At 73.6% G+C, this 26,326-nt stretch carries 24 protein-coding genes and 1 pseudogene; 9 read left to right on the top strand and 16 right to left on the bottom strand.

Annotation, left to right across the window (positions count from 1 at the left end; all coding sequences use genetic code 11):
* Nucleotides 1-157 precede the first annotated feature (157 nt).
* Nucleotides 158-1,600, top strand: coding sequence for an aldehyde dehydrogenase family protein (locus IEY98_RS08005; RefSeq protein ID WP_189209571.1), 1,443 nt, complete (start codon nt 158-160; stop codon nt 1,598-1,600).
* Here IEY98_RS08005 and IEY98_RS08000 read toward each other — a convergent pair.
* Nucleotides 1,597-3,000 (bottom strand): FAD-binding oxidoreductase, encoded by a 1,404-nt coding sequence (locus tag IEY98_RS08000; RefSeq protein WP_229786666.1) that lies wholly within the window; start codon nt 2,998-3,000, stop codon nt 1,597-1,599. The genes IEY98_RS08005 and IEY98_RS08000 overlap by 4 nt on opposite strands.
* A gap of 139 nt (nt 3,001-3,139) precedes the next feature.
* Nucleotides 3,140-3,856, bottom strand: a complete 717-nt coding sequence (erm, locus tag IEY98_RS07995) for a 23S ribosomal RNA methyltransferase Erm (protein WP_189209569.1) — start codon at nt 3,854-3,856, stop codon at nt 3,140-3,142.
* Nucleotides 3,857-4,062: 206 nt separating this feature from the next.
* On the opposite strand from erm, the gene IEY98_RS33050 reads away from it, so the two are divergent.
* Entirely contained in the window at nt 4,063-4,191 is a 129-nt protein-coding gene (locus tag IEY98_RS33050) for a hypothetical protein (RefSeq protein ID WP_268244562.1), read from the top strand.
* Here the strand turns inward: IEY98_RS33050 and IEY98_RS07990 are convergent.
* The 3 genes and pseudogenes from IEY98_RS07990 to IEY98_RS07980 form a co-directional block, all read right to left on the bottom strand.
* Complete coding sequence (locus IEY98_RS07990) at nt 4,188-5,690, bottom strand: FAD-dependent monooxygenase (RefSeq protein WP_229786665.1); 1,503 nt, start codon at nt 5,688-5,690, stop codon at nt 4,188-4,190. The genes IEY98_RS33050 and IEY98_RS07990 overlap by 4 nt on opposite strands.
* Nucleotides 5,687-6,652: an MBL fold metallo-hydrolase gene (locus tag IEY98_RS07985; protein WP_189209567.1), complete on the bottom strand. Its 966-nt coding sequence runs from the start codon at nt 6,650-6,652 to the stop codon at nt 5,687-5,689. The genes IEY98_RS07990 and IEY98_RS07985 overlap by 4 nt, the downstream gene beginning before the upstream one ends.
* 393 nt (nt 6,653-7,045) lie before the next feature.
* Nucleotides 7,046-8,050 (bottom strand): annotated as a pseudogene (locus IEY98_RS07980) (MFS transporter); the annotation flags it as partial.
* A gap of 124 nt (nt 8,051-8,174) precedes the next feature.
* Between IEY98_RS07980 and IEY98_RS07975 the strand changes: the two are divergent.
* On the top strand, nt 8,175-9,068 hold the full coding sequence (locus IEY98_RS07975) for a LysR family transcriptional regulator (protein ID WP_189209566.1): 894 nt from the start codon (nt 8,175-8,177) through the stop codon (nt 9,066-9,068).
* Between the two features lies 1 nt (nt 9,069).
* Here the strand turns inward: IEY98_RS07975 and IEY98_RS07970 are convergent, their stop codons facing one another.
* The 3 genes from IEY98_RS07970 to guaB form a co-directional block, all read right to left on the bottom strand.
* Nucleotides 9,070-10,797 carry a GMC family oxidoreductase gene (locus IEY98_RS07970; protein WP_189209565.1) on the bottom strand — a complete coding sequence of 576 codons (1,728 nt, stop codon included), beginning with the start codon at nt 10,795-10,797 and terminating at the stop codon, nt 9,070-9,072.
* 76 nt (nt 10,798-10,873) lie between these two features.
* Complete coding sequence (locus IEY98_RS07965) at nt 10,874-12,016, bottom strand: GuaB3 family IMP dehydrogenase-related protein (protein ID WP_189209564.1); 1,143 nt, start codon at nt 12,014-12,016, stop codon at nt 10,874-10,876.
* A gap of 27 nt (nt 12,017-12,043) precedes the next feature.
* The gene (gene guaB, locus IEY98_RS07960) at nt 12,044-13,555 is read right to left on the bottom strand and encodes an IMP dehydrogenase (RefSeq protein ID WP_189209563.1); all 1,512 of its coding nucleotides are present in this window, start codon (nt 13,553-13,555) and stop codon (nt 12,044-12,046) included.
* Between the two features lie 110 nt (nt 13,556-13,665).
* Between guaB and IEY98_RS07955 the strand changes: the two genes are divergently transcribed.
* The gene (locus IEY98_RS07955) at nt 13,666-14,124 is read left to right on the top strand and encodes a DUF5319 domain-containing protein (protein WP_189209562.1); all 459 of its coding nucleotides are present in this window, start codon (nt 13,666-13,668) and stop codon (nt 14,122-14,124) included.
* Between the two features lie 3 nt (nt 14,125-14,127).
* Here IEY98_RS07955 and IEY98_RS07950 read toward each other — a convergent pair whose 3' ends face one another.
* From IEY98_RS07950 to IEY98_RS07935, 4 genes are all read right to left on the bottom strand, one after another.
* Nucleotides 14,128-15,060 (bottom strand): anti-sigma-D factor RsdA, encoded by a 933-nt coding sequence (locus IEY98_RS07950; protein WP_189209561.1) that lies wholly within the window; start codon nt 15,058-15,060, stop codon nt 14,128-14,130.
* 2 nt (nt 15,061-15,062) lie between these two features.
* Nucleotides 15,063-15,635 carry a sigma-70 family RNA polymerase sigma factor gene (locus IEY98_RS07945; RefSeq protein WP_189209560.1) on the bottom strand — a complete coding sequence of 191 codons (573 nt, stop codon included), beginning with the start codon at nt 15,633-15,635 and terminating at the stop codon, nt 15,063-15,065.
* A 287-nt stretch (nt 15,636-15,922) separates the two neighbouring features.
* Complete coding sequence (locus tag IEY98_RS07940; RefSeq protein WP_018682728.1) at nt 15,923-16,519, bottom strand: response regulator transcription factor; 597 nt, start codon at nt 16,517-16,519, stop codon at nt 15,923-15,925.
* A 122-nt stretch (nt 16,520-16,641) separates the two neighbouring features.
* The gene (locus tag IEY98_RS07935; RefSeq protein WP_189209559.1) at nt 16,642-17,664 is read right to left on the bottom strand and encodes a hypothetical protein; all 1,023 of its coding nucleotides are present in this window, start codon (nt 17,662-17,664) and stop codon (nt 16,642-16,644) included.
* Between the two features lie 269 nt (nt 17,665-17,933).
* Here IEY98_RS07935 and IEY98_RS07930 point away from each other — a divergent pair, with 269 nt between their 5' ends.
* Nucleotides 17,934-18,491 carry a dihydrofolate reductase family protein gene (locus IEY98_RS07930; protein ID WP_189209558.1) on the top strand — a complete coding sequence of 186 codons (558 nt, stop codon included), beginning with the start codon at nt 17,934-17,936 and terminating at the stop codon, nt 18,489-18,491.
* Here the strand turns inward: IEY98_RS07930 and IEY98_RS07925 are convergent.
* On the bottom strand, nt 18,470-19,438 hold the full coding sequence (locus IEY98_RS07925) for a MerR family transcriptional regulator (protein ID WP_189209557.1): 969 nt from the start codon (nt 19,436-19,438) through the stop codon (nt 18,470-18,472). The two genes, IEY98_RS07930 and IEY98_RS07925, sit on opposite strands and share 22 nt — an antisense overlap.
* Before the next feature lie 212 nt (nt 19,439-19,650).
* Between IEY98_RS07925 and IEY98_RS07920 the strand changes: the two genes are divergently transcribed.
* Nucleotides 19,651-19,950 (top strand): WhiB family transcriptional regulator, encoded by a 300-nt coding sequence (locus IEY98_RS07920; RefSeq protein ID WP_189209556.1) that lies wholly within the window; start codon nt 19,651-19,653, stop codon nt 19,948-19,950.
* A 48-nt stretch (nt 19,951-19,998) separates the two neighbouring features.
* Here the strand turns inward: IEY98_RS07920 and groL are convergent, their stop codons facing one another.
* Nucleotides 19,999-21,624, bottom strand: coding sequence for a chaperonin GroEL (gene groL, locus IEY98_RS07915; protein WP_189209555.1), 1,626 nt, complete (start codon nt 21,622-21,624; stop codon nt 19,999-20,001).
* Nucleotides 21,625-21,705: 81 nt separating this feature from the next.
* Nucleotides 21,706-21,999, bottom strand: a complete 294-nt coding sequence (gene groES, locus IEY98_RS07910; protein WP_189209554.1) for a co-chaperone GroES — start codon at nt 21,997-21,999, stop codon at nt 21,706-21,708.
* A 209-nt stretch (nt 22,000-22,208) separates the two neighbouring features.
* Between groES and IEY98_RS07905 the strand changes: the two genes are divergently transcribed.
* Both IEY98_RS07905 and IEY98_RS07900 read left to right on the top strand, forming a co-directional pair.
* The gene (locus IEY98_RS07905; protein ID WP_189209553.1) at nt 22,209-23,246 is read left to right on the top strand and encodes a toll/interleukin-1 receptor domain-containing protein; all 1,038 of its coding nucleotides are present in this window, start codon (nt 22,209-22,211) and stop codon (nt 23,244-23,246) included.
* Nucleotides 23,243-23,743 (top strand): GNAT family N-acetyltransferase, encoded by a 501-nt coding sequence (locus IEY98_RS07900; protein WP_189209552.1) that lies wholly within the window; start codon nt 23,243-23,245, stop codon nt 23,741-23,743. Before IEY98_RS07905 ends, IEY98_RS07900 begins: the two co-directional genes overlap by 4 nt.
* Here IEY98_RS07900 and IEY98_RS07895 read toward each other — a convergent pair.
* The gene (locus IEY98_RS07895) at nt 23,727-24,614 is read right to left on the bottom strand and encodes a patatin-like phospholipase family protein (protein WP_189209551.1); all 888 of its coding nucleotides are present in this window, start codon (nt 24,612-24,614) and stop codon (nt 23,727-23,729) included. The genes IEY98_RS07900 and IEY98_RS07895 overlap by 17 nt on opposite strands.
* 111 nt (nt 24,615-24,725) lie before the next feature.
* Between IEY98_RS07895 and IEY98_RS07890 the strand changes: the two genes are divergently transcribed.
* Complete coding sequence (locus IEY98_RS07890) at nt 24,726-26,258, top strand: alkaline phosphatase D family protein (RefSeq protein WP_189209550.1); 1,533 nt, start codon at nt 24,726-24,728, stop codon at nt 26,256-26,258.
* Nucleotides 26,259-26,326: the final 68 nt, after the last annotated feature.

Here is a 26,326-nt window from a genome sequence, read left to right as displayed (position 1 = left end):
CCCGGAGATGCCTGCCCGCGTGCCGGTCACGCGGGTTTTCCGTGGCGCTCGAACCAGACCCGCTGGATGCGGCGGAACCCTAGCCACCATCGTCGGTCGACCGCTGCCATGGTAACTCCGTGCGGCTCGACGCCGCCTCGCGGCATACGGTTGGGGCATGACGTTCGAGACCAAGCCGCGGCCGTTCTGGGTGGCGGGAGCCGCGCGGACCAGCGAATCGACACTCGACGTGCACCACCCCTACGACGGCACCGACGTGGCCACGGTGTGCGTGCCGGGCCCCGACGACGTCGAGGACGCCGTGGCCGCGGCGGCGGGGATCGCCCGGGAGTTCCGCTCCACCCCCGCCCACGTGCGCGCCGCCGCCCTGGCGCACGTGTCGGCGCGGCTGGCCGAGCGGGCCGACGAGATCGCCGAGACGATCACCGCGGAGAACGGCAAGCCGCTGAAGTGGGCGGAGATCGAGGTCGCCAGGGCGGTCTCGACGTTCCGCTTCGCCGCCGAGGAGGCCCGGCGGTTCGTCGGCGAGTTGCAGCGGCTGGACACCGATCCCAACGGCGACGGGCGGCTCGGCGTGATCCTGCGCCGCCCGCGCGGGCCGGTGCTGGCGGTGGCCCCGTTCAACTTCCCGCTGAACCTGGTGGCCCACAAGGTCGCGCCCGCGCTGGCGGTGGGCGCCCCGGTGATCGTCAAGCCCGCGTCGTCGACGCCGCTGTCGGCGCTGCTGCTGGGCGAGATCCTGGCCGAGACCGACCTGCCCCCGGGCGCGTTCTCGGTGCTGCCGGTGCGCGGGCGGGACATGTCCGCGCTGGTCGAGGACCCGCGGCTGCCGGTCATCTCCTTCACCGGCTCCACCTCGGTCGGCTGGGGGCTGATGGACGCCGCGCCGCGCAAGCATGTGGTGATGGAGCTGGGCAGCAACAGCGCGGCCATCGTCTGTCCTGATTGGACGGACTTCGGGTTCGCGGCCAAGCGGATCGCCACCTTCGGCAACTACCAGGCCGGGCAGTCGTGCATCGCGGTCCAGCGGGTGATCGTGCACCGGGACGTCGCCGACGCGTTCGTGCCGGAGCTGGTGTCCGCGGTGGAGGCGTTGACCGTCGGCGACCCGCACGACCCGGCGGTCGACGTCGGGCCGCTGATCGATGCGGACAACGCCGAGCGGGTCGCGTCCTGGATCGCCGAGGCGGTCGCCGCGGGCGCGCGGGTGCTGACCGGCGGGCAGCGGTCCGGGAACTCGATCACCCCGTGCGTGCTCGCCGACGTGCCGTCGACGGCGTCGGTGTGCCGCGAGGAGGTGTTCGGGCCCGTGCTGGTGGTGTCCGTCGTGGACAGCGTGGACGATGCCTTCGCCCAGGCCAACGACACCGACTACGGGCTGCAGGCAGGCGTGTTCACCCGGGACGTGCGGCTGGCCTTCCGCGCGGCGGCTGAGCTGGAGGTGGGCGGCGTCGTGGTGGGCGACGTGCCCAGCTACCGGGCCGACCAGATGCCGTACGGCGGGGTGAAGGGCTCCGGGACGGGCCGCGAGGGCGTGCGCTCGGCGATGGACGACTTCACCGAGGACCAGACGGTCGTGCTGTCCGGCCTGACGCTCTAGGTCGGGGTGACGCCCTGCGGGAACGCGAACACCCCGTCCGGGTCGTACCGGCGCGCGGTGTCGCGCAGGCGGTTGAAGTTCTGGCCGTAGTACATGACGTCCCAGTCCGGCATGGCCGCCTCGATGTAGTTGACGTAGCCGCCGCGCACGCCCAGGCCGATCAGGGAGTTGCGGACCTCGGCGACCGGCCTGCTCAGGTTGTCGCCGACCGCCGGGTTCGCCTCCTGGTAGATCTGCACGGTGGCCAGGGCCTCGCGGTGCGGGAAGGCGGTGTCGTCCGGGGCGACCTCGGCGACCGCGCCGCCCAGGGCGTCCAGCAGCAGGCTCAGGCCGTCGCGGCCGTCGAGCAGGTCGACCAGGGCCACGGGGTCGGCCAGCGGCTCGGACAGGATGCGGGAGCTGGCCGCGAACGCCTCGCGGGGGAAGCGGCCGGGGGCGCAGGCAGCGACGCTGGCGCAGCCCGCGAAGTGGAGCATGGCCTCGAGGTAGCCCATCTCGCGGACCATGCGGTTGACCGGGCGGACGTCCAGATCGGCCAGCAGCGCGACGGCCTCGTGGCGGGGCCCGACGTAGCAGCCGTTCAACCGGCCGCGCGGGGGCGAGCCGCCCTCGACGATCAGGTTGGTCCACAGCTCGGGCGGCAGCCCGGCCGTCCACTCCTGCCACGCGCCGACCACGTCGGGCATCGAGCCCTCGGCGAAGTCCATGCGGACGACGGTGAGGTCGGGGGCGGGGTCGGTGGCGAAGGTGAGGTCGGTGACGATGCCGAAGTTGCCGCCCCCGCCGCCGCGCAGCGCCCAGAACAGGTCCGGCTCGGTCTCCGCGTCGGCGCGCAGGAGCCGCGAGTCGGCGGTGACCAGCTCGGCGGCGATCAGCTTGTCGCAGGTCAGGCCGTACTTGCGGGCCAGGACGCCGAGCCCGCCGCCCAGGGTGAGCCCGGCGATGCCGACGGTGGGGCAGGAGCCAGCGGGCAACGAGCGGCCCGCCTCGGCGAGCGCGGCGTAGACGTCGATCAGCCGCGCGCCCGCGCCGACGACCGCGGTGCCGTCGTCGCGCACGTCGACCCTGGTCATCCCGCCGAGGTCGACCACGAGCCCGTCGTCGGGCACGGAGTACCCCGCGTAGCTGTGCCCGCCGCTGCGCGCGGCGATGGGCAGCCCGGAGGCGCGGGCCACGTCGACGCAGGCGCGCACGTGGTCGGGCGTGGACGCGGTGGCCACCGCGATCGGGGCGCGGTCGTCCAGCAGCGGGTTGTACGAGCGGCGGGCCGTGTCGTAGTCGGGGTCCCCCGGCCGCACGAGCGCCCCGCCCAGGGCGCGGCGCAGGCCGTCGAGGTCCGGGCGGACGGTGGTGGTCGCGGTGGTGGTCGGCGGCGCCGGGGTGGGGCTGGGCTTCGGCACCGTGTCACCCGAACACGCCGGGACGGCCGCCGCAAGCCCCGCGGCCCCGGTCACGTGCAGAAACGCCCGCCTGGTGAGTCCCACGCCCGCGATTCCACCACCGGGGCGGCCGCGCGGCCACCCACCGCTGTTGCCAGAACTACGACGACAACCGCCACAGCCGCGCCCACTGCTCGGCGCTCAGGTCGCGGGGCAGCGCGTCCCGCGGCGCCCACGCGGCGGCCTCCCGGTACCCCGCCTTGGCCAGGATCGCCCGCAGGCCGCGCCCCCGGCCGGTGAACACCCGCTTGACGAACCGCTGGTAGCCCGCCCGATCGTCGACCAGCGGGTCCGGGCGGCGCGTCGCGGTGAGGATCGCGCCGTCGACCCCGGGCACCGGCCGGAAGGCGCGGGCCGGGACGCGGGCGCGGACCCGGAAGTCGAACCACGGCCACCAGCTGGCGGTGAGCAGCGTCGCCCCGCCGATCCCGGCCCGCCTGCGCGCCACCTCCCACTGGACGATCAGCACGGCGGCCTCCCACCCGGGCGCGGCCAGCAGGCGGCGCAGGGTGGCGGTGGTGATGTGGAACGGGATGTTGCCGACGACGGTGTGCGGGTGCCGGGGGAAGCGGAACCGCAGGTAGTCGCCGTGGATGACGGTGGCCCCGGTGCGCCGTCGCAGCTCGGCGGCGCACCGGGGGTCGAGCTCGACGGCGGTAACGGGCCGCCCGGTGCGCCCGAGCGGGACGGTCAGCGCGCCGTCGCCCGGCCCGAGCTCGACGATGGGCCCGTCGGTCTCCGCGACGCACCGCAACACGGCGTCGATGGTCGCGCGGTCGATGAGGAAGTTCTGGCCGAGTTCGTGGGGGCCGAACATGAGGAAGCTCCACTGTGGACATCAGGTGGAGCCGGGCAGCACTCGCAGGCCGCACCGGCACGGGCCGGAAAGCGGCGCACAGGCCTCGCCTGCGCCCGCTTAGGCGCGGCGGATGCGAATGAAGTACATACCCACGTTCCCGAGGCTATCGACGCCCACAACCGATTTATGGTGATCGTCATGCGGACACCGGTGGAGGCGCGCAGGTGGGAGGTGGCCGAGAGGTCGCCACCCGCTGCGAGCCCCGGCTGGTCCGCCGCGTCCACGCCGCCCTAGTCGCCTCGCGCGCCGGGGAGACCCGGTACCTGGAGCACGGCGTCGCCGTGTCGGGCTAGTGGTGGCCGGTCGTGCGGGCGATCGCCTCGGCGACTCCCTTCCCGTCCGGGAGGATCGCGGCGAGGTAGCCGTCGGGGCGGAGCACGGCCACGCCCTCCGGGCCCATGCCCAGGGTGGTCAGGGCGGAGGGGGCCGGTTCGACGTGGGGCCAGTCGTGCGGGGTCGTGGCTGCGGTGAGGAGGGTGAGGCGGGGGCCGAGGGCGGGGCGGAGCCTGCGGCCGTCGGCCAGCGGGAGGTCGGGGCAGAGCACGCCCGGCACGGGTGGGCGGGGCGCGCCCGGCGCCGTGGGGAACCTCGCCAGCGCCTCGGCCGGGGCGGGGGTGGTCAGCGGGGAGTCGAGGTACCAGAACGGCTCGGCGAGGCGGCCGGAGTCGATCTGGGCGCGGGCTTGAGGGTCGTGGACGCTGCGGGTGAGGACGTCGACGCGGCGGGCGTGGTCCTCGGGGGTGGCGGGCACGAGGAAGCGCATGGTCTTCCCGGTCACCCGCAGGTTCTCCGCGGCGGCCGCCCCGCGTTCGGTGTCGTAGGTGGACAGCAGCGTCGGGGCGCCCCAGCCGGTGCGGATCGCGGCGATCTTCCAGGCGGCGTTCTCCGCGTCGGCGATGCCGGAGTTCATGCCTCGGGCGCCGAACGGGCTCATGACGTGCGCGGCGTCGCCTGCCAGCAGGACGCGGCCCACGGTCATCCGGGGGACCCTGCGCTGGTGGAACCGGTAGACGGAGGCCCAGACGACCTCGTAGTCGACCTCGCCGACTACGTGGCGGACCCGCCGGTCGAGGCCGCCGCCCGCGCGTTCGGCGGCGAGGTCGAAGTCCTCCGGCACCTGCCAGTCGATGCGCCACACCGAGTCCGGCTGCGGGTGCAGGAGGACCTGCCTGCCGGGGTTCCACTCCGGATCGAAGTAGAAGCGGCGCTCGGGCGCGCGGTCGAGTTCGGCGCGGATGTCGGTGATCAGGAACTTGTCGTCGTAGGACGTGCCGTCGAACGGCAGGCCGAGCAGCCCGCGCACCGTCGAGTGGGCGCCGTCGGCGGCGATGCAGTGCGTGCCCCGCGCCGTCATCCCGTTCTCGGTCGTGGCGGTCACGCCCGCCTCGTCCTGGGTGAGCCCCGTGACGCGGCGCCCGACGCGCAGGTCGATCAGGGGCGAGGCCGCCACGAGGTCGGCGAGGATGCGCTCCACCACAGTCTGCGGCGTGTTGACGAACGCCGGGAACCGCCCCGGCGGGGTCTCCGGCAGGGCCAGGCGCACGACCTCGTGCTCGCGGTAGTGGATCCGCCCGGAGTACCAGGTGACCCCCGCCGCCACGACGGGCCACCCCGCGCCGACCCGGTCCAGGATGTCGAGGACGTCCCCCTGCACGCAGATCGAGCGGCTCCCCACCGCCGAGCGGGTCGCGGCCGCCTCCAGCAGCACCGACGGCACGCCGTGGCGGGCCAGGTGCAGCGCGGCGGTCATGCCGACCGGCCCGGCCCCGACCACGAGGACGGGCTCGGTCACGACCCGCCCCGCAGCTGCGCCCACACCTCGCGGTCGCGCTCGGGCGTCCAGACCAGGGGCCACTGGACGCCGGACAGCTCGTCCCAGTAGCGCTGGACGTCGAAGGGCAGGCAGTGCTCGAAGATCGGCCACCGGCCGTACCTCGGCGCCAGGGCCGCGTGGGCCGCGCGGAACGCGTCGGCCACCGAGCCGCCCGCGCGGTGGGCCTCCCCGACCGTGCGGCGGAGTTCGTCGAGGAAGTGGCGGCTCTGCGCGATGGCATCGCCCACCGCGGCCGCGCCGGTCGCCACCGGACCGCGGCCGCCGATCAGCGTGGTCGCGCCGAAGGAGGCCACCGTGTCCAAAGTGGTCGTCGCCCACTCGTCGTGGAAGGCGTCGCCGGTGTAGAGCGCGGCCGCCGACTCGACCAGGTCGCCCGCGAACAGGATGCCGCGCGACGGCAGCCAGGCCACGATGTCGCCCGCGGTGTGCCCGCGCCCGCAGTAGGCCAGCACCAGGTCGCCGCGGTCGCCGCCCAGCGGGATCACCATGCGGTCGGTGAACGTCAGTGTCGGCCTGGTCAGTCCCGGGATCGACGACGGCTCCTCGAACAGCCGCGGCATCCGGCCCAGCTCGCTGGCCCAGTCCGCCTCGCCGCGCTCCTCGATCAGCGCCCGCGTCGCGGTGTGGGTGACCACCTCGGCCGCGTCGAACGCGCTCGCGCCCAGCACGCGCACCGCGTGGTAGTGGGTCAACACGAGGTGGCGGACCGGCTTGTCCGTGCGCTCCCGCAGAGCCGCCAGCCACCGGCGGGCCGCGACCGGCGTCGCCCTGGCCTCGATGCAGACCAGGAAGTCCTCGCCCTCCACGGCCCCCACGTTCGGATCGCCCTCCGCGGTCAGCGCGTACACGCCGCCGCCGAGGTCGACGAAGGTCTCCTCCTTGCGGCCGAGGTCGCCGCTGGACGCGAAGTCGGTGCTCACCCCTCCAACCTGCCACCCCGGACGCCGGTTGTCGGCCCCCGGAAGGAGGTCCTCGGCACCAGGCGCCCGACGACCAGGCCGACGGCCACCAGGACCGCCGCCGCGGCGAAGCACCACCGGGTCGCCGCGGCCACGTCCGCTGCGGGGGCGGCGGCCAGGTCGCCGGTCCCCGCCGCGGCGGCGAACACCGCCCCCATGACCGACGCGCCCGTCATGAGCCCCAGGTTCCGGGACAGGGTGAGCGCCCCGGACAGCACGCCGCGCCTGCGTGCCGGGACGTCCCGCATGACCGCGGTGTTGTTGGCCGCCTGGAAGGTCGCGTAGCGCGGTGATCACGACCAGCGGCCCGATGTACCCGGCGACCCCGGCCGACGCGGGCATCGCGGCCAGGACCGCGGCGCCCGCGATGATGCCGGCGAGGCCTGCGAGCACCATCGCAGGCGCACCGACGCGGTCCGTGACGCGGCCCGCGGGGACCCCGGTGACGGCGGAGACGACCGGACCGGCCGACATCGCCAGGCCCACGAGCGCCGGGTCGAGGCCGAGCGCCAGCGTCAGGTGGAACGGCCCGACCACGAGGGTGGTCATCATGACGGCCGAGACCAGCGTGTTCGTCGTCAGGCCCGCGGCGAGGACGCGGTCGCGGAGCAGCGCGGGGGCGAGCAGCGGGTCGCGGGCCCGGCGCTCGACGGCGACGAACCCGGCCAGACCCGCGGCCGCGACGGCGAGCAGTCGCGGGTCCACCGTCACGGCGAGCGCGTAGGCGGCGAGGGTGGCGGCCAGCAGCGCCGTCCCCGCGCTGTCGAACCGCCCGCGCGCCGGGGTCGGCGCGGCGGCGGGCAGCGCCCGGATGAGCACCAGCGCGAGCAGGCCCAGCGGCGCGACGGCGAGGAAGATCGCGCGCCACCCGGCGAGCTCGATCAGGACCCCGCCGAGCGAGGGCCCCAGCGCCGTGCCGACGGCCGACATGGTCCCCAGCAGCCCCATCGCGCTGCCGGTCCGGTCCGGTGGCACCGTCTCGCCGACGAACGCGATGGTCAGCGCGATCATCGCGGCGGCCCCGACGCCCTGCAGCGCCCGGGCCGCGATCAGCAGGGGCAGGTCCGGGGCCAGTCCGCACAGCAGCGTCGCGCCCGTGAACAGCGCCGTGCCGCCGGTCAGCAGCCGCCGCCGTCCGGCGAGGTCGCCGAGCCTGCCGATGCCGACGGTCAGGGCCGTCGTGGCCAGGAGGAAGGCGATCACGACCCACTGGACCGCGGTGAAGCCCGCGCCGAAGGCCGAGGCGATCGTCGGCAGGCCGACGGTGGCGACGCTGATGCTCAGCGAGGGCAGCAGCGTCGCCAGCGACAGCGCGGTCAGCGCCCAGGCCGGGGATCTGCGGGTGGGTGTCGTGGTCACGTCCGGTGCCTCCTGGCGAGGAAAGGGGTTCGACCGGAACGTAAGTCGGCGTCAGAGCGGGCGGAAGACGCAAAGATGGCAACGGACCTGTGCATGCAACGCCAGGTCATGGGATCGTCTGCGCATGGCCCAGCCCGACCTGAACCTGCTGATCACCCTGGACGTGCTGCTGGAGGAGGGCAGCGTCACCCGCGCGGGCCAGCGGCTCGCGCTCAGCCCGTCGGCGATGAGCCGCGCCCTCGCCCGGTTGCGGCGGGCAACCGGCCACCCGCTGCTGGTCCGCGCGGGCCGCGGCCTGGTGCCCACCCCGCGGGCCCTGGAACTACGGGACCGCGTGCGCGGCGTCGTCCAGGAGGCTCGGGAGGTGCTGCGGCCCGCGGCCCGGCCCGATCTGGCCACTGTGGACCGCGCCTTCGCCCTGCGCGCATCCGACGGCTTCGTGGAGCAGTTCGGCCCCGCGCTGGTGGCCGCCGTCGGCGCGCAGGCGCCGGGCGTGCGCCTGTGGTTCCTGCGCAAGGCCGACAAGGACACCGCGCCGCTGCGCGAGGGCTCGGTCGACCTGGAGACCGGCGTCATCGAGGACGCGCCGCCCCCGGACGTCCTCAACGCCCCCCTGTTCACCGACCGCTTCATCGCGGTGGTGCGCCCCGAGCACCCGCTGGCCGAGGGTCCGCTGACGACCGCCCGCTACGCCGCCGCCCGGCACGTGCACGTCTCCCGCCGCGGCCTCGTCGACGGCCTGGTGGACGAGGCCCTGCGCCCGACCGGCCACCACCGACATGTCGTCGCCGCGGTGGACGGTTTCGGCGCGGCGCTGGCCCTGGCGCGGGCGGCCGACCTGGTCGCCACGGTCCCCGCGCGCCACACCGCAGCCATGCGCCAGGGGATGGCCGCGCTGGAGCTGCCGTTCCGCGCCCCGGAGGTGACCGTGTCCCTGCTCTGGCACGCCCGCCTCGACACCGACCCGGTCCACCGCTGGCTGCGCGCCCGCGTCATCGACGTCTGCCGGGCGGAGTAGGTCAGCGCCGCGCGGGCTTGCCGTTCACCTCGACGACGGGCAGCCGCAGGGCCGCGGGCGCGGAGGCCGGGACGGCGGGCGCGACCGGGGCGACCGGGCTGATCCGCCGGTAGCCCTCGCCCTGCGCGGGCCGGGTGTCCGGCTCGCCCTTGTTGGGCCAGAACGAGAACGCGCGCTCGGCCTGGGCGGTGATCGTCAGCGACGGGTTCACGCCGAGGTTCGCGGTGACCGCGGCCCCGTCGACCACCGAGATGCCCGGGTAGCCGTACACGCGGTGGTAGGGGTCGATGACGCCGTCGGCCTCGGAGGCGCCGATCGGGCACCCGCCCAGGAAGTGGGCGGTCATCGGGATGTTGAACACCTCGCCCCAGGTGCCGCCCGCGGTCCCGCCGATGTGCTTGGCGGTCAGCTCGTTGGCCGTCTGGCCCGCCGGGATGTACGACGGGTTCGGCACGCCGTGCCCCTGCCGGGAGGTGTACTTCCGCCGCCCGAACAGCCCGCGCTTCAGATAGGTGGTGATGGAGTTGTCCAGGCACTGCATGACCAGCAGGATCACCGTGCGCTCGCTCCACCGGTAGCCCTGCAGCAGCGACAGCGTCTTCAGCGGGTGGCGGATCATGAACCACAGCGCCTGCAGGATGCGCGGCACCTTCGAGCCGCCGTCGGTGGCGATCGTCTGCAGCAGGCTCATCGCGTTGCTGCCCTTGCCGTAGCGCACCGGCTCGATGTGGGTGTTCTCGTCCGGGTGGATCGAGGAGGTGATCGCCACGCCGGTCGAGTAGTTGTTCTCCGGGTCGACCCTGGTGCGCGCGGCTCCGATGATCGACTCGGAGTTCGTGCGGGTCAGCTCGCCCAGGCGCGGGGACAGCGCGGGCAGCGCGCCGTTGTCCTTCATCCGGTGCAGCAGGTTCTGCGTGCCCCAGGTCCCCGCCGCCAGCACGACCTGCGTCGCGGTGATCCGCCGCCGCTGCCGCTTGCGGCCCGTGCGGTGGGCGAGGATCTCGTAGCCGCCCCCGACCGGCCGGACGTCGGTCACGGTGGTCAGCGGGATGACCTCGGCGCCCTTCTTCTCCGCCAGGTACAGGTAGTTCTTGACCAGCGTGTTCTTCGCGCCCACCCGGCAGCCGGTCATGCACGACCCGCACTCGGTGCAGCCGGTCCGGGCGGGCCCCTCGCCGCCGAAGTACGGGTCGGCCACGGGCTGGCCGGGCTTGTCGAACAGCACCCCGACCGGCGTCGGGTGGTAGCTCTCGGAGATCCCCATGTCCGCCGCGACCTTCAGCATGACCTCGTCGGACGGCGTCGTCGTCGGGTTGGTGACCACCCCCAGCATCCGCGACGCCTGGTCGTAGTGCGGGGCCAGCTCGGCTTCCCAGTCGGTGATGTGCGACCACTGCTTGTCCGCGTAGAAGCCCTTGAGCGGCCGGTACAGCGTGTTGGCGTACACCAGCGACCCGCCGCCGACGCCCGCGCCCGCGAGCACGACGACGTCCTTGAGCATGTGGATGCGCTGGATGCCGAAGCAGCCCAGCGCGGGCGCCCACAGGTACTTCCGCAGCTCCCACGACGTCTTGGCGAACTCGTCGTCGGCGAAGCGCCTGCCCGCCTCCACGACCGCGACCCGGTAGCCCTTCTCGGTCAGCCGGAGCGCGGCCACGCTGCCGCCGAAGCCCGAGCCGACCACCACGACGTCGTAGTCCGCCTTGTTACCGACGAGTTCGGTTGCCATGCGCCTGAGGTTAAGCGCAGCGCCCGCCGGGAGCTAGGGCCATCGGCGCAAAATCCCGAACTTTGAGTAACAGGTTCTACGCGCGGACCGTGAGGCCGACCTTCTGGAACTCCTTGACGTCGCTGTAGCCCGTCTTCGCCATCGCCCGACGCAGCGCGCCGAAGAGGTTCACCAGGCCGTCGGGGTCGGTCGACGGGCCGAACAGGAGCGTGCGCAGGTCCACCTCGACGTCGTCGGCCACCGGCAGCACCCGGCTGCGCGGCAGCGACGGGTGCGCGGCCGAGGTCGTCCAGTACAAGCCCTGACCGGGCGCTTCCCCGGCGACGGCCAGCGGGGCGCCGAGCATGACCGCGTCGGCGCCGCAGGCGATCGACTTGGCGATGTCGCCGCTGGTGTGCACCCCGCCGTCGGCGATCACGTGCACGTACCGCCCGCCGGTCTCGTCGAGGTAGTCGCGGCGGGCCGCGGCCGCGTCGACGATCGCGGTGGCCATCGGGACCCCGATGCCCAGCGACGAGTCGGTGGTGGTCACGCCAGCGCAGTGGCCGTAGCCGACGATCACGCCCGCCGCGCCCGTGCGCATCAGGTGCATCGCCGTGCGGTAGTCGTGCACGCCGCCCGCGATCACCGGGATGTCCAGGTCGGCGATGAACTGCTTGAGGTTCAGCGGCTCGGCGTCGGCCTCGCGGGCCACGTGCTCGGCGGAGATGATCGTGCCCTGCACGACCAGCACCTCCACGCCCGCGGCCAGCAGGTCCGGGGTCAGCTCGGCGGCGTGCTGCGGGCTGACCCGCACCGCGACCGTGACCCCGGACTCGCGCACCTGCTTGATCGCCTCGGTCAGCAGGTCGATCCTGACCGGCTCGGCGTGGGCCTCCTGCAGGAGCCGGACCAGCTCCATCGGCTCGGCGCCGTCCTCGGCGGCCGTGGCCAGCCGGAACAGCACCTCGTCCGGGTCGGCGTGGCGCGCCCACAGGCCCTCGGCGTTGAGCACGCCCAGCCCGCCCAGCTCCCCGACGGCCACCGCGGTCCTCGGCGAGACGATCGCGTCGCTGGGGTGGGTGATCAGCGGGATGTCGAACCGGTAGGCGTCGATCTGCCACGCCGTGGAGACGTCCTTCGACGAGCGCGTCCGCCGGGACGGGACGATCTCGATGTCGTCCAGGCCGAAGGCGCGGCGGGCCGTGCGGCCCATGCCGATGTCGACGAGATCCCGCACTGGTAGTTGTTCCTCTCGGGAAAGAGCTCAGCGAGTCGTGTAGTTCGGCGCTTCGACCGTCATCGTGATGTCGTGCGGGTGGCTCTCCTTGAGCCCCGCCGACGTGATGCGGATCAGCTGCGCCTGCTGGAGCTCGGCGATGGTCCGCGAGCCGGTGAAGCCCATGCCCGCGCGCAGGCCGCCGACCAGCTGGAAGACCACCTGGGACAGCGGGCCGCGGTAGGGCACCCTGCCCTCGATGCCCTCGGGGACCAGCTTGTCGTCGGCGAGCACGTCGTCCTGGGCGTAGCGGTCGCGCGCGTAGGACTTGGCCTCGCCGCGCGAGCGCATCGCGCCCAGCGAGCCCATGCCCCGGTAGCCCTTGAACTGCTTGCCGTTGACCAGCACGACGTCGCCGGGCGCCTCCTCGGTGCCCGCGAGCAGGCTGCCGAGCATGACCGTGCTGGCGCCCGCGGCGATGGCCTTGGCGATGTCGCCGGAGTACTGGATGCCGCCGTCGCCGATCACCGGCACGTTGGCGGCCAGGCACGCCTGCGCGGCCTCGTAGATGGCGGTGATCTGCGGCACGCCCACGCCCGCGACCACGCGGGTGGTGCAGATCGAGCCCGGCCCGACGCCGACCTTCACGCCGTCGGCGCCCGCGTCGACCATGGCCAGCGCGCCCGCCCGGGTGCCCACGTTGCCGCCGACGACGTCGACGGCGTCGCCGACCTCGCGCTTGAGCTTGGCGACGATGTCGAGCACGTCGCGCGCGTGGCCGTGGGCGGTGTCCACCACCACGACGTCCACCCCGGCGTCGACCAGCGTCATCGCGCGCTGCCAGCCCTGGTCGCCGACGCCGATGCCCGCGCCGCAGATCAGCCTGCCGTCGGGGTCCTTGGTCGCGTTGGGGAACTGCTCGGTCTTGACGAAGTCCTTGACCGTGATCAGCCCGCGCAGCCGCCCGTCGCCGTCGACGATGGGCAGCTTCTCCACCTTGTGCCTGCGCAGCAGCCCCAGCGCGGCCTCGGCCGACACGCCCACCTGGGCGGTGATCAGCGGGCCCTTGGTCATCACCTCGCGCACCGGCCGGTCGTGGTCGACCTCGAAGCGCATGTCGCGGTTGGTGATGATGCCGACGAGCTTGCCGTCGCCGTCGGTGACCGGCAGGCCGGAGATGCGGTAGCGCGCGCACATCCGGTCGACCTCGGCGAGGGTGTTGTCCGGCGAGCAGGTGACCGGGTCGGTCACCATGCCCGCCTCGGAGCGCTTGACCGTCTCGGCCTGCCGCGCCTGCTCCTCGATCGAGAGGTTGCGCTGGAGGATGCCGATGCCGCCCTGGCGGGCCATGGCGATGGCCATGCGCGCCTCGGTGACGGTGTCCATGGCCGCCGACGCGAGCGGGATGCGCAGGGTCACGTTGCGCGAGAACCGGGTCGAGGTGTCGACGGTGCTCGGGATCACATCCGACTGGGCCGGTTGGAGCAGCACGTCGTCGAAGGTGAGGCCGAGTTGGGCGAACTTGTGCGGGACACCGTCGGCGGTGAGCTCGCTGGTCATGGGGGCTGGGCGACCTTCCTGCGGGGGTGTGGCGGCGGGACCCGAGGTCACGCGGGTGGCACGGTTGCCCCATCGTATCTGGGACCGGGCAGGGGCAGCCGGTAGCGTGCGTGGTCGTGGCCCATGACGCAGTTCCCCCGAACCCGTTCGACGACGGCCCGTGGGACCGCCCAGCCGGGCGGGGCCACGGCGGCGCGCTCCCGCCCGACCCGTTCGCGGGCGATCCGGACGACCCCGCCCGCGCCCTCGACGAGCCCGAGGTCGCCGACGACGAGCCGATGAGCGCCGCCGAGCGGGCCGAGTTGCTGGGCGACCTGTCGGACCTGGCGGTCTACCAGGCGCTGCTGGAGCCGCGCGGCGTGCGCGGCATCGTCGTGGACTGCGGCGACTGCCAGGAGCCGCACTACCACGACTGGGCGCTGCTCGCGGCGAGCCTGGAGCAGCTGCTGCACGACGGCCGGATGCGCCCGCACGAGCCCGCGTACGACCCGGACCCGGCGTCCTACGTGAGCTGGGAGTACTGCCGCGGGTACGCCGACGGGGTCACCGCCAGCGAGAACGCGCGCTAGGCGCTAGGGAGTCGTCGCGTCGCCGGTGGCGGGAGCGGACCCGGTGCCCGCCGTTCCCGTCCCGGCCGTTCCCGTGCCCGGGTCGACCTTCGGCTCGCCGGTGGTGACCGACGTCGTGGAGCTCGGGGTCTCCGTGGTCGTGGGCGGCGGGCTGCTCGGCGAGGTCGTGGTCGGCTGCGTCGTCGGCTCGGTGGTGGTGGGCGCCGTGGGGTCCGAGGTCTGCGACGGCGTCGTGGACGGCGCGGCCGTGGTCGGGTTGGCCGACGGCGGCGGCAGCACGCCATCGGCGGGGGCGCCGGGCAGCTGCGACTCCAGGTCGGCGTGGCGGGCGGCGAGTTCGTCGCGGCCCTCCTCGACGGCGACCGAGGAGAGGTTCGCCCCGGCCTCCATCAGCTTGGTCCGCGCCTCGGTGAGGTCGCCCTTGGCCAGGGCGGTCTGCGCGCCCGTCAGGTCCTCGCGCACCTCGGCGGCGGCCTCGACGGAGCGGGCGTGCTCGGAGTAGAGGACCTGGGTCAGGCCCCAGAGGGTGTCGCCGGGCTGGGCGTTGCGGGCGGCGAGCCCGGCGCCGGTGATGGCGATGGCGAACACGGCGGCGGCGGCCGCGACCGGCACGAGCAGCCTGGGTCTGCGCTGCTTGCGGTCCCGGGCTGCGACGACGGTGTCGACGGCCAGCCTCGGGTCGACCAGCTCGCCGATGGGCTCGGAGTCCACCTCGTCGCGCCAGGAGGTCAGCAGCACGGCCAGCTCGGCGTCGGCGAGGTCGTCGGTGTCGACCGGCGCGCCCTCGCCGCGCAGCGACGCGCCGAGCGCGTCGAGGAAGGCGTCGTCCGCGTGCACCCTGGCGAAGTCGATCAGTTCGCCGTCCGCGTCGAGATCGTCGAGGACGTGCAGGTCGTCAAAGGGATCACGGCCGTCGTCCCACCCTCTGTCGGCCACCGTCAGACCACCTCCTCCGCGGACAACGTCTTGCGCAACCTTGCCAGGGCCCGGTGCTGGGCGACCCGGACGGCTCCGGGCGTCGAGCCCACCGCCTCGGCGGTCTCCTCCGCGGAGAGCCCCACGACCACGCGTAGCACAACGATCTCACGCTGCTTCTCCGGCAAGATCTGCAGGAGGTCTTCCATGCGCTTGCTGAGCTCGACCTGCATGGCGATCTGCTCGGGCCCGGCGTCGGTCTCGGCCTCGTCGGGCACCTCGGCGACCGGCTCCGACCGGTTGCGCTTCGCGGCCCGGTGGGCGTCGGCGACCTTGTGCGCCGCGATCCCGTAGACGAAGGCGAGAAACGGGCGTCCCTGGTCGCGGTACCCCGGCAATGCCGTCAACACCGCGAGACACACCTCCTGGGCCACGTCGTCCGCCGAGGCGAACGAGCGTTCCTGCCTGCCCACCCGGGCTCGGCAATAGCGCACGACCAGGGGGCGGACCGAGGCGAGCACGTGCTCGACCGCGCGAGGTTCGCCCTCGACGGCGGCACCTACCCAGGTGTCCAGTCCGTCCCCCGTTGTGGTCATCGCAGAATGCAGCCCTGGCGTTACGAAGGTGGCCAACTCGAAGACACCGCACGTGCGTGTCGCTCGACTGTCGCCGCCCACCGTACCGGTCTTTCCAGAGATGCCGGAGTGAAGATGTCGGAGCGGGCGGGGCGACACGCTCGGTGTGGCGTGACTAGCGACACACATTAGCGCTCCGCTTGCCGTCCGCAAGTTTCGGGTTGGCAAAACTGCCGGTGACAAGACGACGAGCCGTGGGAGCCCGCTCCCACCCGGGCACCCACGGCTCGCCGCCGACGCGGGTCGGCCTAGGAGACCAGGCCGCGCCGGAAGCCGTGGGCGACCGCCTGGGCGCGGTCGCGCACGCCCAGCTTGCGGAACAGCCTGCGCGCGTGCGTCTTCACCGTGTCCTCGGACAGGTACAGCTCGCGGCCGATCTGCCCGTTGCTCTTGCCCTGGCTCATGCCGCGCAGCACCTGCAGCTCCCGGTCGGTGAGCTGGACCCCGGGGTCGCTGGGCTGGCGCGGCGCGGGCACCGAGGTGCTGGCCAGCGTGTGCGCGAGCGCGGCGACGAGTTCGGGCCTGCTCGCGTCCCAGCGCAGATAACCGCGGGCGCCGCCCGCGATCGCGGCCGCGATGCTGCCCGCGTCGTCCGGCGCGCCGAACACGATGACGTTGGCCTGCGGATTGGCCGAGACGAGCCGCCTCGTCGCCTCCACCCCGGTCGGCACGGCGCGCTGGGTCCCAACCAGTACGACGTCCACCGGCTGACGGGAGAAACGGGCGAGCAACTCGTCACCGTGCGCTACGCAGTCGATGCGACTGACCCCTGGTACCGCGGACATGACGCGGGTCAAGCCCTCCCGGACGCTGCGTCGGTCGTCGCAGATCAAGACCGTCGTCACGGGGACTCCTTCCTGCAGCCGAGTGACGTTCCAATTCCCCTATCGGACGCTGCGCGCCGAACCTTGACCCGATCCGGTGGTAAATCTGTCAACAAAGATGCCGATCGGCGTCCGCCCCCGCGTCACCTGTTCGGAGCAGACGCGAACAGCCAGGTAGGAACCCAGGGAGACGCCTCGGCGTGACAGCGGGCGATCGGGTCGGAGTGTCGTAGCACACAGCGCAACGCATCGACAGCTTGTTCCTTACGTTCGGTATGCCCGAGTTGGTCAAGGACGAGGGCGGCGGGCCAGACGAGCGGGCGGAGGCCGCGGTCGGCCGCGATGCGCAAGTTGCCGACAAGCAGTTCCTCCGCTTCGTCCCGTTCGCCGGTCGCCGCCAGCGCGGCGCCCAGCACGATCGCGCTCTTGACTCGATGCCGGATCGAGCCGAACTCGACCCCGAGCGCGGCCCGGGCGGGCGCGATGGCGGCGGGGGCGTTCCCGGCGGCCAGCTCGATCTCCGCCCGCAGCCACGAGCGCCGCACGCGGCAGCGCGGGCTGACGTCCCCGGTGTCCAGCGCGACCAGCCTGCGCGCCTCCCCGACCCGCCCGAGCCCGACGGCGTCGGCGGCCAGCCCGAGCAACACGTCCGACCGGGCGTCGGCGGCCAGCCCGAGCTGGACATCTGACCGGCTACCGACGGTCAGCCCGAGCGGGACGTCCCGCCACGCATCCGCAGCCGGGTCCAGCGGGACGTCCCGCTGGACGTCGGCAGCCAGGCCGAGCGGTTCCTTCCGCCGAGCGTCGGCGGCCAACCCGAGCCGCACGTCCGCCGGGGCATCCGCAGCCAGGGCGAGCGGCACCTCCGCGCGGGCATCCGCGGCCAGGTCGAGCCGCGCGTCCGCCCGGGCAGCCGCGGCCAGCCCGGGCGCCCCGTCCGGTCCGGCGTCGGCGGCGCCCGCCGCGGTCAGGCGGTGCAGTCCGCGGGCGTCCCATGATCGGGCGGCCGCGTGTCCGCCGACCTGGCGCAGGTGCGACGCGCGGGTGGCGGCCGCCAAGGCGGCGAGGACCGGGTCGGGCGAGCGTGCGAGCGGGCCCAGGTGCGTCGCGGCGGCGGCGTAGTGCCCGCGCGCGCCCAGCGCGACCGCCGCGAGCCACGCCGCCACCGACCCCTCCCGCACAGCAGGAACGGGCGAATCGGGCGCGTCCCCGAAGGCCGCCGACCACAGGTCTTCACCGCTGGCGGAAGAAACATCCCTCATCTGGAGGAGTTTGACCCCACCGACCGACGACCGCTGTCGGGTGGCCCGGCTTTTCCGCGGCCACCACGGCCGGTCCGCGGGCCCGCGCTCCGCTATATCCGTGGGCACACGTCCGCTCACCCGCTGGTCCCGGGCACACTGGGCGCGATGTCGCCCGACGGAGGGAAGCGGTCATGCGGAAGGTCAAGCTGCAGCTCCAGGTCACCGTGGACGGCTTCATGGGCGGGCCGGGCGGGGAGCTGGACTGGCTGACGATGCCGTGGTCGGACGACCTCACCGCCTTCGCCGACACCATCTGGAAGCCGGTGGGCACCATCGTCCTGGGCCGCAGGCTCGCCGAGGGGTTCATCCCGGCGTGGGCGTCCGGCCCCGAGGGCGAGACCCAGGAGTCGATCGACCAGATGAACACCACGCCCAAGGTCGTCGTGTCCCGCTCGCTCACCGAGTCGCCGTGGGAGAACGCCGTGGTCGCTGGCGGCGACCTGAGCGAGACGATCGCCGGGCTCAGGCGGGAGCCGGGCGGGGACATCATCACCTGCGGCGGCAGCACGCTGGTGCGGGACATGATCGCCCGGGACCTGATCGACGAGCTGTACCTGTTCGTCAACCCGGTCGCGATCGGCGCCGGGCTGCCGGTGTTCCCCGAGGGCGCGCGGCGCCTCCGGCTGGTGGCCGCGCGGCCGTTCGAGTGCGGGATCACCGTCCTGCACTACGAGCCGAAGCGGTCCTGACCCTCACCGGCGACGAAGGACTCGATGCGGTCGACCGCGCACGCCAGGTCGTCCAGGCGTTCGACGCGCGCGGGCAGGTCGAGCCCGTGCCAGCCGGGCCCGCAGGCGAAGAGGCGCACGCGCTGGCGGGTCCTGGGCAGGTGGACCAGGGTCGTCACGTCCGCGTGCGCGCGCACCTGCGCGTAGAGCGCGACGGCCGCGGGCGCGGTGCGGCGGACGGCGGCGATCAGGGCGGGCAGCGGCACCGCGGACCCGAGCATCCGGGTGCCCAGGCCGCGCCGGGCCAGGGCGGCGCGGAGCACGTAGAGCGGCAGGCTGTGCAGTTCGTCCGGCGTGCAGCCGAGCAGCACCGGACGCGGGTTGCGCGGGGCCGTGACCAGCGGCGTCGCCCGGATCATGGCGGCCATCGCGCACTCGGTGACCAGGTGCTCCACCTCGACGCAGTCCCCCGCGTACAGGGAGCGGCCCCCGACGGCGGCCAGCACGGGCCGGATGACGTCGTCCCAGACCGCGGCGACCCCCTCGGCGTCGATCGCGTCGACCAGCATCCGCTGGACGGACACCTCGTCCATGGCCATCGCCGCCCGGCCGAGGCCCCGCGCGGGGCCGGGGGCGCCGGGCATCAGCAGCTGGCGCCCGCCGCCGTGGCCCGCGCCCGCCGGGGGGATCGGCGGGGCGACCGGCTGGGGCGCGGTAGCGGCGCGCAGGGCGTACTCGGCCGCCTCGGCGGGAGACGCGCCCTGCAGCAGCGCGCGCTGCATGAGTTCGAGGCGGTGGACGTCGGCGGGCGCGTAGCGGCGGTGCCGTCCGGTGGTGTGGTCGGTGGGCCCGACGCCGTAGCGGCGGTCCCAGGTGCGCAGCGTGGCGGGCGCGATACCGAGCCTGCGGGCGACTGCGGCAACGGTGAGCCGGGGCTCGGAGTCGCAGGCCGCCTCGGGTCTGGTCACCACGCCAACATCGTCGGGTGACACGCGCCGGGCGGCAACCCGGGCTTCTGATGACGCTGCGTCGTCTGGGTGATGCCGATCGGCTGAATCGGCGAACGAAAGAGTCGATCACCCTTGAACAAGCATTGGCGCGCTTCTAGCGTGTAATCCACTGCACCAAATGGAGTATTGACTCTCCAGCCGAACGTCCTACCTACGTGGAGGCGGCCACCATGGCGGACACTCGCAGGCTTCCCGGCCCCAACGCTGACGTGTGGGACTGGCAGCTCGAAGGCTCTTGCCGGGGCATGGACAGCGCGTTCTTCTTCCACCCCGACGGCGAACGCGGGCCTGCGCGGGCCCGGAGGGAGGCCAAGGCCAAGGCGATCTGCCAGGCCTGTCCGGTGCTGTCGCTGTGCCGCAAGCACGCGCTGGCCGTCCACGAGCCCTACGGCATCTGGGGCGGGCTGTCGGAATCCGAACGCGAGGCCATCATCAAGGCAGAGAAGCGCTCGCTGGCGGTGGCCAAATAGACCGAGGGCCTGTCCACAACGGACAGGCCCTCGCTCGTTCGACGCGGGTCAGTGGCCGTGGCCGTGACCGTGCCCGTGGCCGTGACCGGCGGCGGGCTCGTCTTCCTTCTTCTCCACGACGGCGCTCTCCGTGGTGAGCACCATGCGGGCGATGGACGCGGCGTTGGCGACCGCGGAGCGGGTCACCTTCACCGGGTCGATGACGCCGTCGGCGAGCAGGTCGCCGTACTCCAGCTTGGCGGCGTTGAAGCCCTGGCCCCAGGGCAGCTCGCGCACCTTGCTGACCACGACCGCGCCCTCCTGGCCGCCGTTGACGGCGATCCAGGACAGCGGGGCCGACAGCGCCTCGCGGACGATCGCGACACCGGTGGCCTCGTCGCCGGTGAGCCCGAGGTTGCCCTCCAGCTCGGCGGCCACGTGCACCAGCGCGGACCCGCCGCCGGGCACGATGCCCTCCTCGACGGCGGCCTTGGTGGCCGCGACCGCGTCCTCGATGCGGTGCTTGCGCTCCGACAGCTCGGTCTCGGTGGCCGCGCCGACCTTGACCACGGCGATGCCGCCGGAGAGCTTGGCGAGGCGCTCCTGCAGCTTCTCCCGGTCCCAGTCGGAGTCGGTGGCCTCGATCTCCTTGCGGATCTGCTCGGCCCGACCGGCGACGGCCTCCTTGGTGCCGCCGCCGTCGACGATCACCGTGTCGTCCTTGGTGACCACGATGCGCCGGGCGCTGCCCAGCACGTCGAGGCCGGACTCGGACAGCTTCACGCCGATCTCGGCCGAGACGACCTGGCCGCCGGTGACGACGGCGAGGTCGTCGAGGAACGCCTTGCGGCGGTCGCCGAAGTACGGCGCCTTGACCGCGACGGCCTTGATCGTCTTGCGCAGGGCGTTGACCACCAGGGTGGACAGCGCCTCGCCCTCGACGTCCTCGGCCACGATCAGCACGGACTTGCCGGACTGCGCGATCTTCTCCAGCAGCGGCAGCAGGTCGGCCAGCGCGGAGATCTTCTCCCGGTGCAGCAGGACGTAGGCGTCCTCCAGCACGGCCTCCTGGGCCTCCGGGTCGGTGACGAAGTGCGCCGAGACGAAGCCCTTGTCGAACTGCACGCCCTCGGTCACGACGAGCTCGGTGGCCATCGTGGAGGACTCCTCCACGGTGATCACGCCGTCCTCGCCGACCTTCTCGATGGCCTCGCCGAGCAGCGCGCCGATCGAGGCGTCGCGGGAGGCGACGGTGCCGACCTGGGCGATGTTGTCGCGGCCCTTGACCGGGGTTGCCTTGGCCTTGAGCGCCTCGACGACGGCGTCGGCAGCGGCCTGGATGCCCTTGCCGAGCGCCGTCGGGTTGGCGCCCGCGGCCACGTTGCGCAGGCCGACGCGCACGAGCGCCTGGGCCAGCACGGTCGCGGTCGTGGTGCCGTCACCGGCGACGTCGTTGGTCTTGGTGGCCACGTTCTTGGCCAGCTGGGCGCCCAGGTTCTCGAACGGGTCCTCCAGCTCGATCTCGCGGGCGATGGTCACACCGTCGTTGGTGACGGTGGGGCCGCCGAACTTCTTGGCCAGGACCACGTGCCGCCCGCGAGGGCCCAGCGTGACCTTGACGGCGTCGGCGAGCTTGTTGACGCCGCGTTCGAGGGCCCGACGAGCGTCCTCGTCGAAAGAAATCTGCTTGGGCATGGGATTCCCTCTTCACAAGCCGAAGCGCCCCGGTCCCCGGTGTGACCACTGGGGAGCCCGGGGCGCTCGATCGGCTGGGTCCTAGTTGATGACGGCCAGCACGTCACGGGCGGAGAGGATGAGGTACTCCTCGCCGTTGTACTTGACCTCGGTGCCGCCGTACTTGGAGTAGATGACGACGTCGCCGACCTGGACGTCCACCGGGACCCGGTTGCCCTTGTCGTCGATGCGGCCCGGGCCGACCGCCAGGACCTTGCCCTCCTGGGGCTTCTCCTTGGCGGTGTCCGGGATCACCAGGCCGGAAGCCGTCGTGGCCTCGGCCTCGCTCGCCTGGACGACGATCTTGTCCTCGAGCGGCTTGATGTTGACGCTCACCGCTGTGACCTCCACGGGTCGTCTTGAAAGCGTTGGCAGGTGGTAACGGCTCCCTGCCACCCCGCCGTCGCGGGTGCCGGGGCGGTGTCCGGTGCCGTGCACTTGGCACTCTACCCATGCGACTGCTAAGGCTGCAACGAGCCCCTCGGCGTTTCCGATTTGCGGCGCCGCCGGGTTTGTGGTCGATGCTGTCCCCTGTGATGAACGACATGTCCACGCCCATCACCGTGTTCCTGAGCTACGCGCAGATCGACGACGAGGGCCTGGGGTTCGTCAAGGCGTTCCGCAAGGACCTGGAGTTCTACTGCTTCGCCGACCACGGCAGGCGGATCGAGGTCTTCTACGACCGCGCGTCCCTCGGCTGGGGCGATGAGTGGCGCACCGGCATCAGCACGGCGATCGAGGGCGCGCTGGTGTTCCTGCCCCTGGTGACGCTGACCTACTTCGAGCGGCCGTGGTGCCGCGAGGAACTGCTGCAGTTCTACAGCTCCGCGCACACCCGCGGCGTCGTCGACCTGCTGCTGCCGGTCGTGGTGCTGGGGCACGCCCGGATCACGTCCGACAGCCCGGACATGGCGGTGCGGATCATCGCCGACCGCCAGCAGTTCGACTTCCGCGAGGCGGCCATCGCGGGGTCGAGGACGCCGGAATGGCGGCGGACGATGACCCGGCTGGCGGGCGAGCTGGTCGCGGCCGTGGCCCGCGCCGAGCAGCGGCTGACGCCGTCGGGCGGTCCGGACCGCCGCGTGCTGGGCGAGCGCATGTCGGCGGACGCGACGCGGATGGTCGGCGTCCTGGTCGAGCTCACCCGCGCGATGCAGGAGTACCTGCCCGAGCTGGAGAAGGCGGCCGACCTGATGGCCGACCCGGCCCGCCGCCGGGACCGGGTCGGCCAGGTGGCGGCGGCGCTGGCCCCCGGCGGCGCCCGGCTGGAGCGGTACGGGATGGCGCTGGAGGCCGCGTCGGTCGACCTCGACGGCAACCTGCGCGCGTACTGCGACCTGACGATGACCCACGGCACGCCCGACGAGCGCGCCCGGCTGAGCGCGGACCTGGCGAAGCTCGGCTCCGACGCCCAGCCCCTCCTCGACATGGGCGAGCTGTGCGCCGAGTTCCTCGACATGCTCCGCCCGGTCGAGGCGGCGAGCGTCCCCATGCGGCAGGCGCTGGAACCGACCAGGAAGGGCTTCCGCGCCGTGGAAAGCGCTGTCGGGATCATCCACGGATGGACGACACTGGGCCGGTGATCCGACCAGCGACCCCGGCCGACTTCCCCCGCCTCCAGCAGCTCGAGGTCGCCGCGGGCCAGGCGTTCCGCGAGGTCGGCATGCCGGAGATCGCCGATCACGACCCGCCGTCCCTGGAGACGCTGACCCACTTCACCGACCGCGGTCGGGCGTGGGTGAGCGAGGAGGACGTCGTCGGGGCGTACCTGCTGGCCAAGGTCCTGGACGGCTGCGCCCACATCGCCCAGGTCAGCACCGACCCTCAGTTCCGCGGCCGAGGGCTCGGGCGGGCGCTGATCGACCACCTGGGCCACTGGGCGTCCAGCCACCACTTCCCCGCTCTCACCCTGACCACCTTCCGCGACGTCCCGTGGAACGCCCCGTATTACCGCCGACTGGGGTTCGTCGAGGTGCCCGCGACGGGTGCGCTGGTTGACGAGGTCGCCAAGGAGGCCAGCCTCGGCCTGGACCCGAGGCTGCGGGTCTGCATGCGCCGGGCGGTCAGCCCAGGGCGGTGATGACGGCGTGGTGGCCCATGCGGACGGCGCGGCGGAGGAGGAAGGGGTCGCGGGTGAGGCGACTGATCTCGGGGCCGTCCTCCGGCGGGCGGATCTGGAGGATCTCGGTGTGGTCCGCCAGGTGGGCCTCGTCCGCCGTCACCCGGGTGTGGCGGGTCGTCCACGCCTCGACCGCGCCGGGGGCGGCTCGGCGGAGGTAGCGGGTCACCACGGAGGTCTCCACGCGTGAGGGGACCGGCAGCGGGGCGTCGGGACGGGTGCGCAGGACCAGGACGTGGGTGGCGCCCTGGGCGACGGCGGTGCGGAACGGGACGGACTCGGCTATGCCCGCGTCGATGTAGGAGTGGGCGCCGATGCGGACCGGGCGGCCCGCGAGCATCGGGAGGGCCGTGGACGCGCGCAGGGCGGCGCGCAGGGACGCGGCGTCGGTGATGGTCGGGGCCAGGTCGACCGCCGCGCCGGTGGCGATGTCGGTGGCCAGGGGGTGGAAGGTGGTCGGGTTGGCCAGGATGGCCGCGAAGTCCATCGGGACGGCCGGGTAGATCCGCTCGACCAGGTGCTCGGTGTCGACCACCGGCCCGCCGGTCAGGGCGCGCCAGGGGTTGGTCACCCGGCGCATGATCAGCGGGTCCGACCAGCCCAGGACGCCGGTGACGGCCTGGCCGGAGAGGAACCACGCGCCGTTCAGCGCGCCCGCCGAGGCGCCGTAGACGGCGTCGAAGCAGTGCCCGAAGCCGAGTTCGACCAGGGCGGCCGCCATGCCGCCGGAGTACGCGCCCCGGCTCGCCCCGCCCTCGATGGCCAGGGCCACACGGGCGTCGTCGGCAGCGCCGGAGCGGCGGGCGAGCAGGATCTCGCGGACTGCGTGCACCCCCGCGACGGTAAACGACCGCTCATTCGGCTCTCACCCGGATGTGGGATCACGGCCACCATCGCCGACCAGCGTGGCCTCCCGGTACACCCGAACCGAAGGGGAGGCCCGATGACCCACCACCCATCCCGCCGCAGCGTCCTGCTGGGCGGGGCCGCGGCCGCGGCCGGTCTGACCGTGCTGGGCGCGCCCGCGCTGGCCGCGCCGAGCCGCAGGCTCGCCGACCCGTTCACCCTGGGGCTGGCCTCCGGCGACCCGTCGCCGGAGGGCTTCGTGCTGTGGACGCGGCTGGCCACCGAGCCGCTGGCGCTCGACGGGCGCGGCGGCATGCCCGACCGGGCGGTCCCGGTGCTCTGGCAGGTCGCCACCGACGAGCGGTTCCGCCACGTCGTGCGCTCGGGCGTCGAGATCGCCCGGCCGGAGTCCGCGCACAGCGTGCACGTGGAGGTGGCGGGCCTGCGCCCGGACGCGGAGTACTTCTACCGCTTCCGCGTGCAGGGCCACCTCACCGAGACCGGCCGCACCCGCACCGCCCCGGCCCCCGGCACCATGGGCGCGCCGCTGACCATGTGCTTCGCGTCCTGCTCCCACTTCGGCGCGGGCTACTTCACCGCCTACCGCCGCCTCGCCGAGGACGACCCGGGCCTGGTGCTGCACCTGGGCGACTACCAGTACGAGTACGCCGCCCGCGCCAACGAGGTGCGCGAGATCGTCGGCCCGGAGACCCGCACGCTGGCCGACTACCGCCTGCGGCACGCCCAGTACAAGACCGACGCCGACCTGCAGCTCGCCCACCGGGTCGCCCCCTGGCTGGTCGTCTGGGACGACCACGAGACCGAGAACAACTGGGCCGACGAGGTCCCCGAGCAGCCGGACCCGGCCTTCCTCGACCGGCGCGCCGCGGCGTTCCAGGCGTACTACGAGAACATGCCGCTGCGCCGCACCGCGCGCCCGCGCGGGATCGACATGCGGCTGTACCGGCGGATCGGCTGGGGCGCGCTGGCGAACTTCCACATGCTCGACACCCGCCAGTACCGCGACGACCAGGCCTGCGGCGACGGCACCCGGGTCGGCTGCGAGGAGCGCCTGGACCCCACCCGCACGATCACCGGCGTGGAGCAGGAGCAGTGGCTGGCCGACGGGCTGCGCCGGTCGCGCGCCCGCTGGGACGTGCTCGGCCAGCAGGTGTTCTTCGCCCAGCGCGACCTGCGCGTCGGCCCGGCCGAGGGCTTCAGCATGGACGGGTGGGACGGCTACAAGGCCAACCGCGACCGCGTCGCCGGGCTGCTGGGCCAGACCCGCAACGCCGTGGTGCTGACCGGCGACGTGCACCGGCACTGGGCGGGCGAGGTGCTGGAGACCTGGGACCGCCCCGACTCCCGCCGGGTGGCGACGGAGCTGGTGGCCACCTCGGTGACCTCCGGCGGCGACGGCGACGACTCCGACAACGCCGCGGTGCTGGCGGAGAACCCGCACCTGAAGTTCTACAGCAACCGCCGCGGCTACGTGCGGACGCGGTTCAGCGCGAGCGAGATGCGCGCGGACTTCCGCACCCTCGCCGCCGTGCGGACGCCCGACGCGCCCGCCACCACGGCCGCGACGTTCGTCGTCGCCGACCGGCAGCCGGAGCTGCACCGCGTGTAGGCCCTTCACACCTTGTGCGATTGACGGGGAAAGGCCTTTCCGAGCAGAGTGGGCAGCCACACCACTGG

The sequence above is a fragment of the Actinokineospora fastidiosa genome (assembly GCF_014648415.1).
Taxonomy (GTDB): Bacteria; Actinomycetota; Actinomycetes; order Mycobacteriales; family Pseudonocardiaceae; genus Actinokineospora; species Actinokineospora fastidiosa.
The sequence above is the reverse complement of the archived record's forward strand: the minus strand, read 5'-3'. Positions and strand labels throughout refer to the sequence as shown.

Coding starts and splice junctions, on each gene's coding strand:
- erm (WP_189209569.1), bottom strand. CDS start 3,856: ATGTTCGGCCCCCACGAACTCGGCCAGAACTTCCTCATCGACCGCGCG.
- guaB (WP_189209563.1), bottom strand. CDS start 13,555: ATGACCAGCGAGCTCACCGCCGACGGTGTCCCGCACAAGTTCGCCCAA.
- IEY98_RS07920 (WP_189209556.1), top strand. CDS start 19,651: ATGGCGGACACTCGCAGGCTTCCCGGCCCCAACGCTGACGTGTGGGAC.
- IEY98_RS07970 (WP_189209565.1), bottom strand. CDS start 10,797: ATGGCAACCGAACTCGTCGGTAACAAGGCGGACTACGACGTCGTGGTG.
- IEY98_RS07930 (WP_189209558.1), top strand. CDS start 17,934: ATGCGGAAGGTCAAGCTGCAGCTCCAGGTCACCGTGGACGGCTTCATG.
- IEY98_RS07890 (WP_189209550.1), top strand. CDS start 24,726: ATGACCCACCACCCATCCCGCCGCAGCGTCCTGCTGGGCGGGGCCGCG.
- IEY98_RS07905 (WP_189209553.1), top strand. CDS start 22,209: ATGTCCACGCCCATCACCGTGTTCCTGAGCTACGCGCAGATCGACGAC.
- IEY98_RS07975 (WP_189209566.1), top strand. CDS start 8,175: ATGGCCCAGCCCGACCTGAACCTGCTGATCACCCTGGACGTGCTGCTG.
- IEY98_RS08005 (WP_189209571.1), top strand. CDS start 158: ATGACGTTCGAGACCAAGCCGCGGCCGTTCTGGGTGGCGGGAGCCGCG.
- IEY98_RS07945 (WP_189209560.1), bottom strand. CDS start 15,635: ATGACCACAACGGGGGACGGACTGGACACCTGGGTAGGTGCCGCCGTC.
- groL (WP_189209555.1), bottom strand. CDS start 21,624: ATGCCCAAGCAGATTTCTTTCGACGAGGACGCTCGTCGGGCCCTCGAA.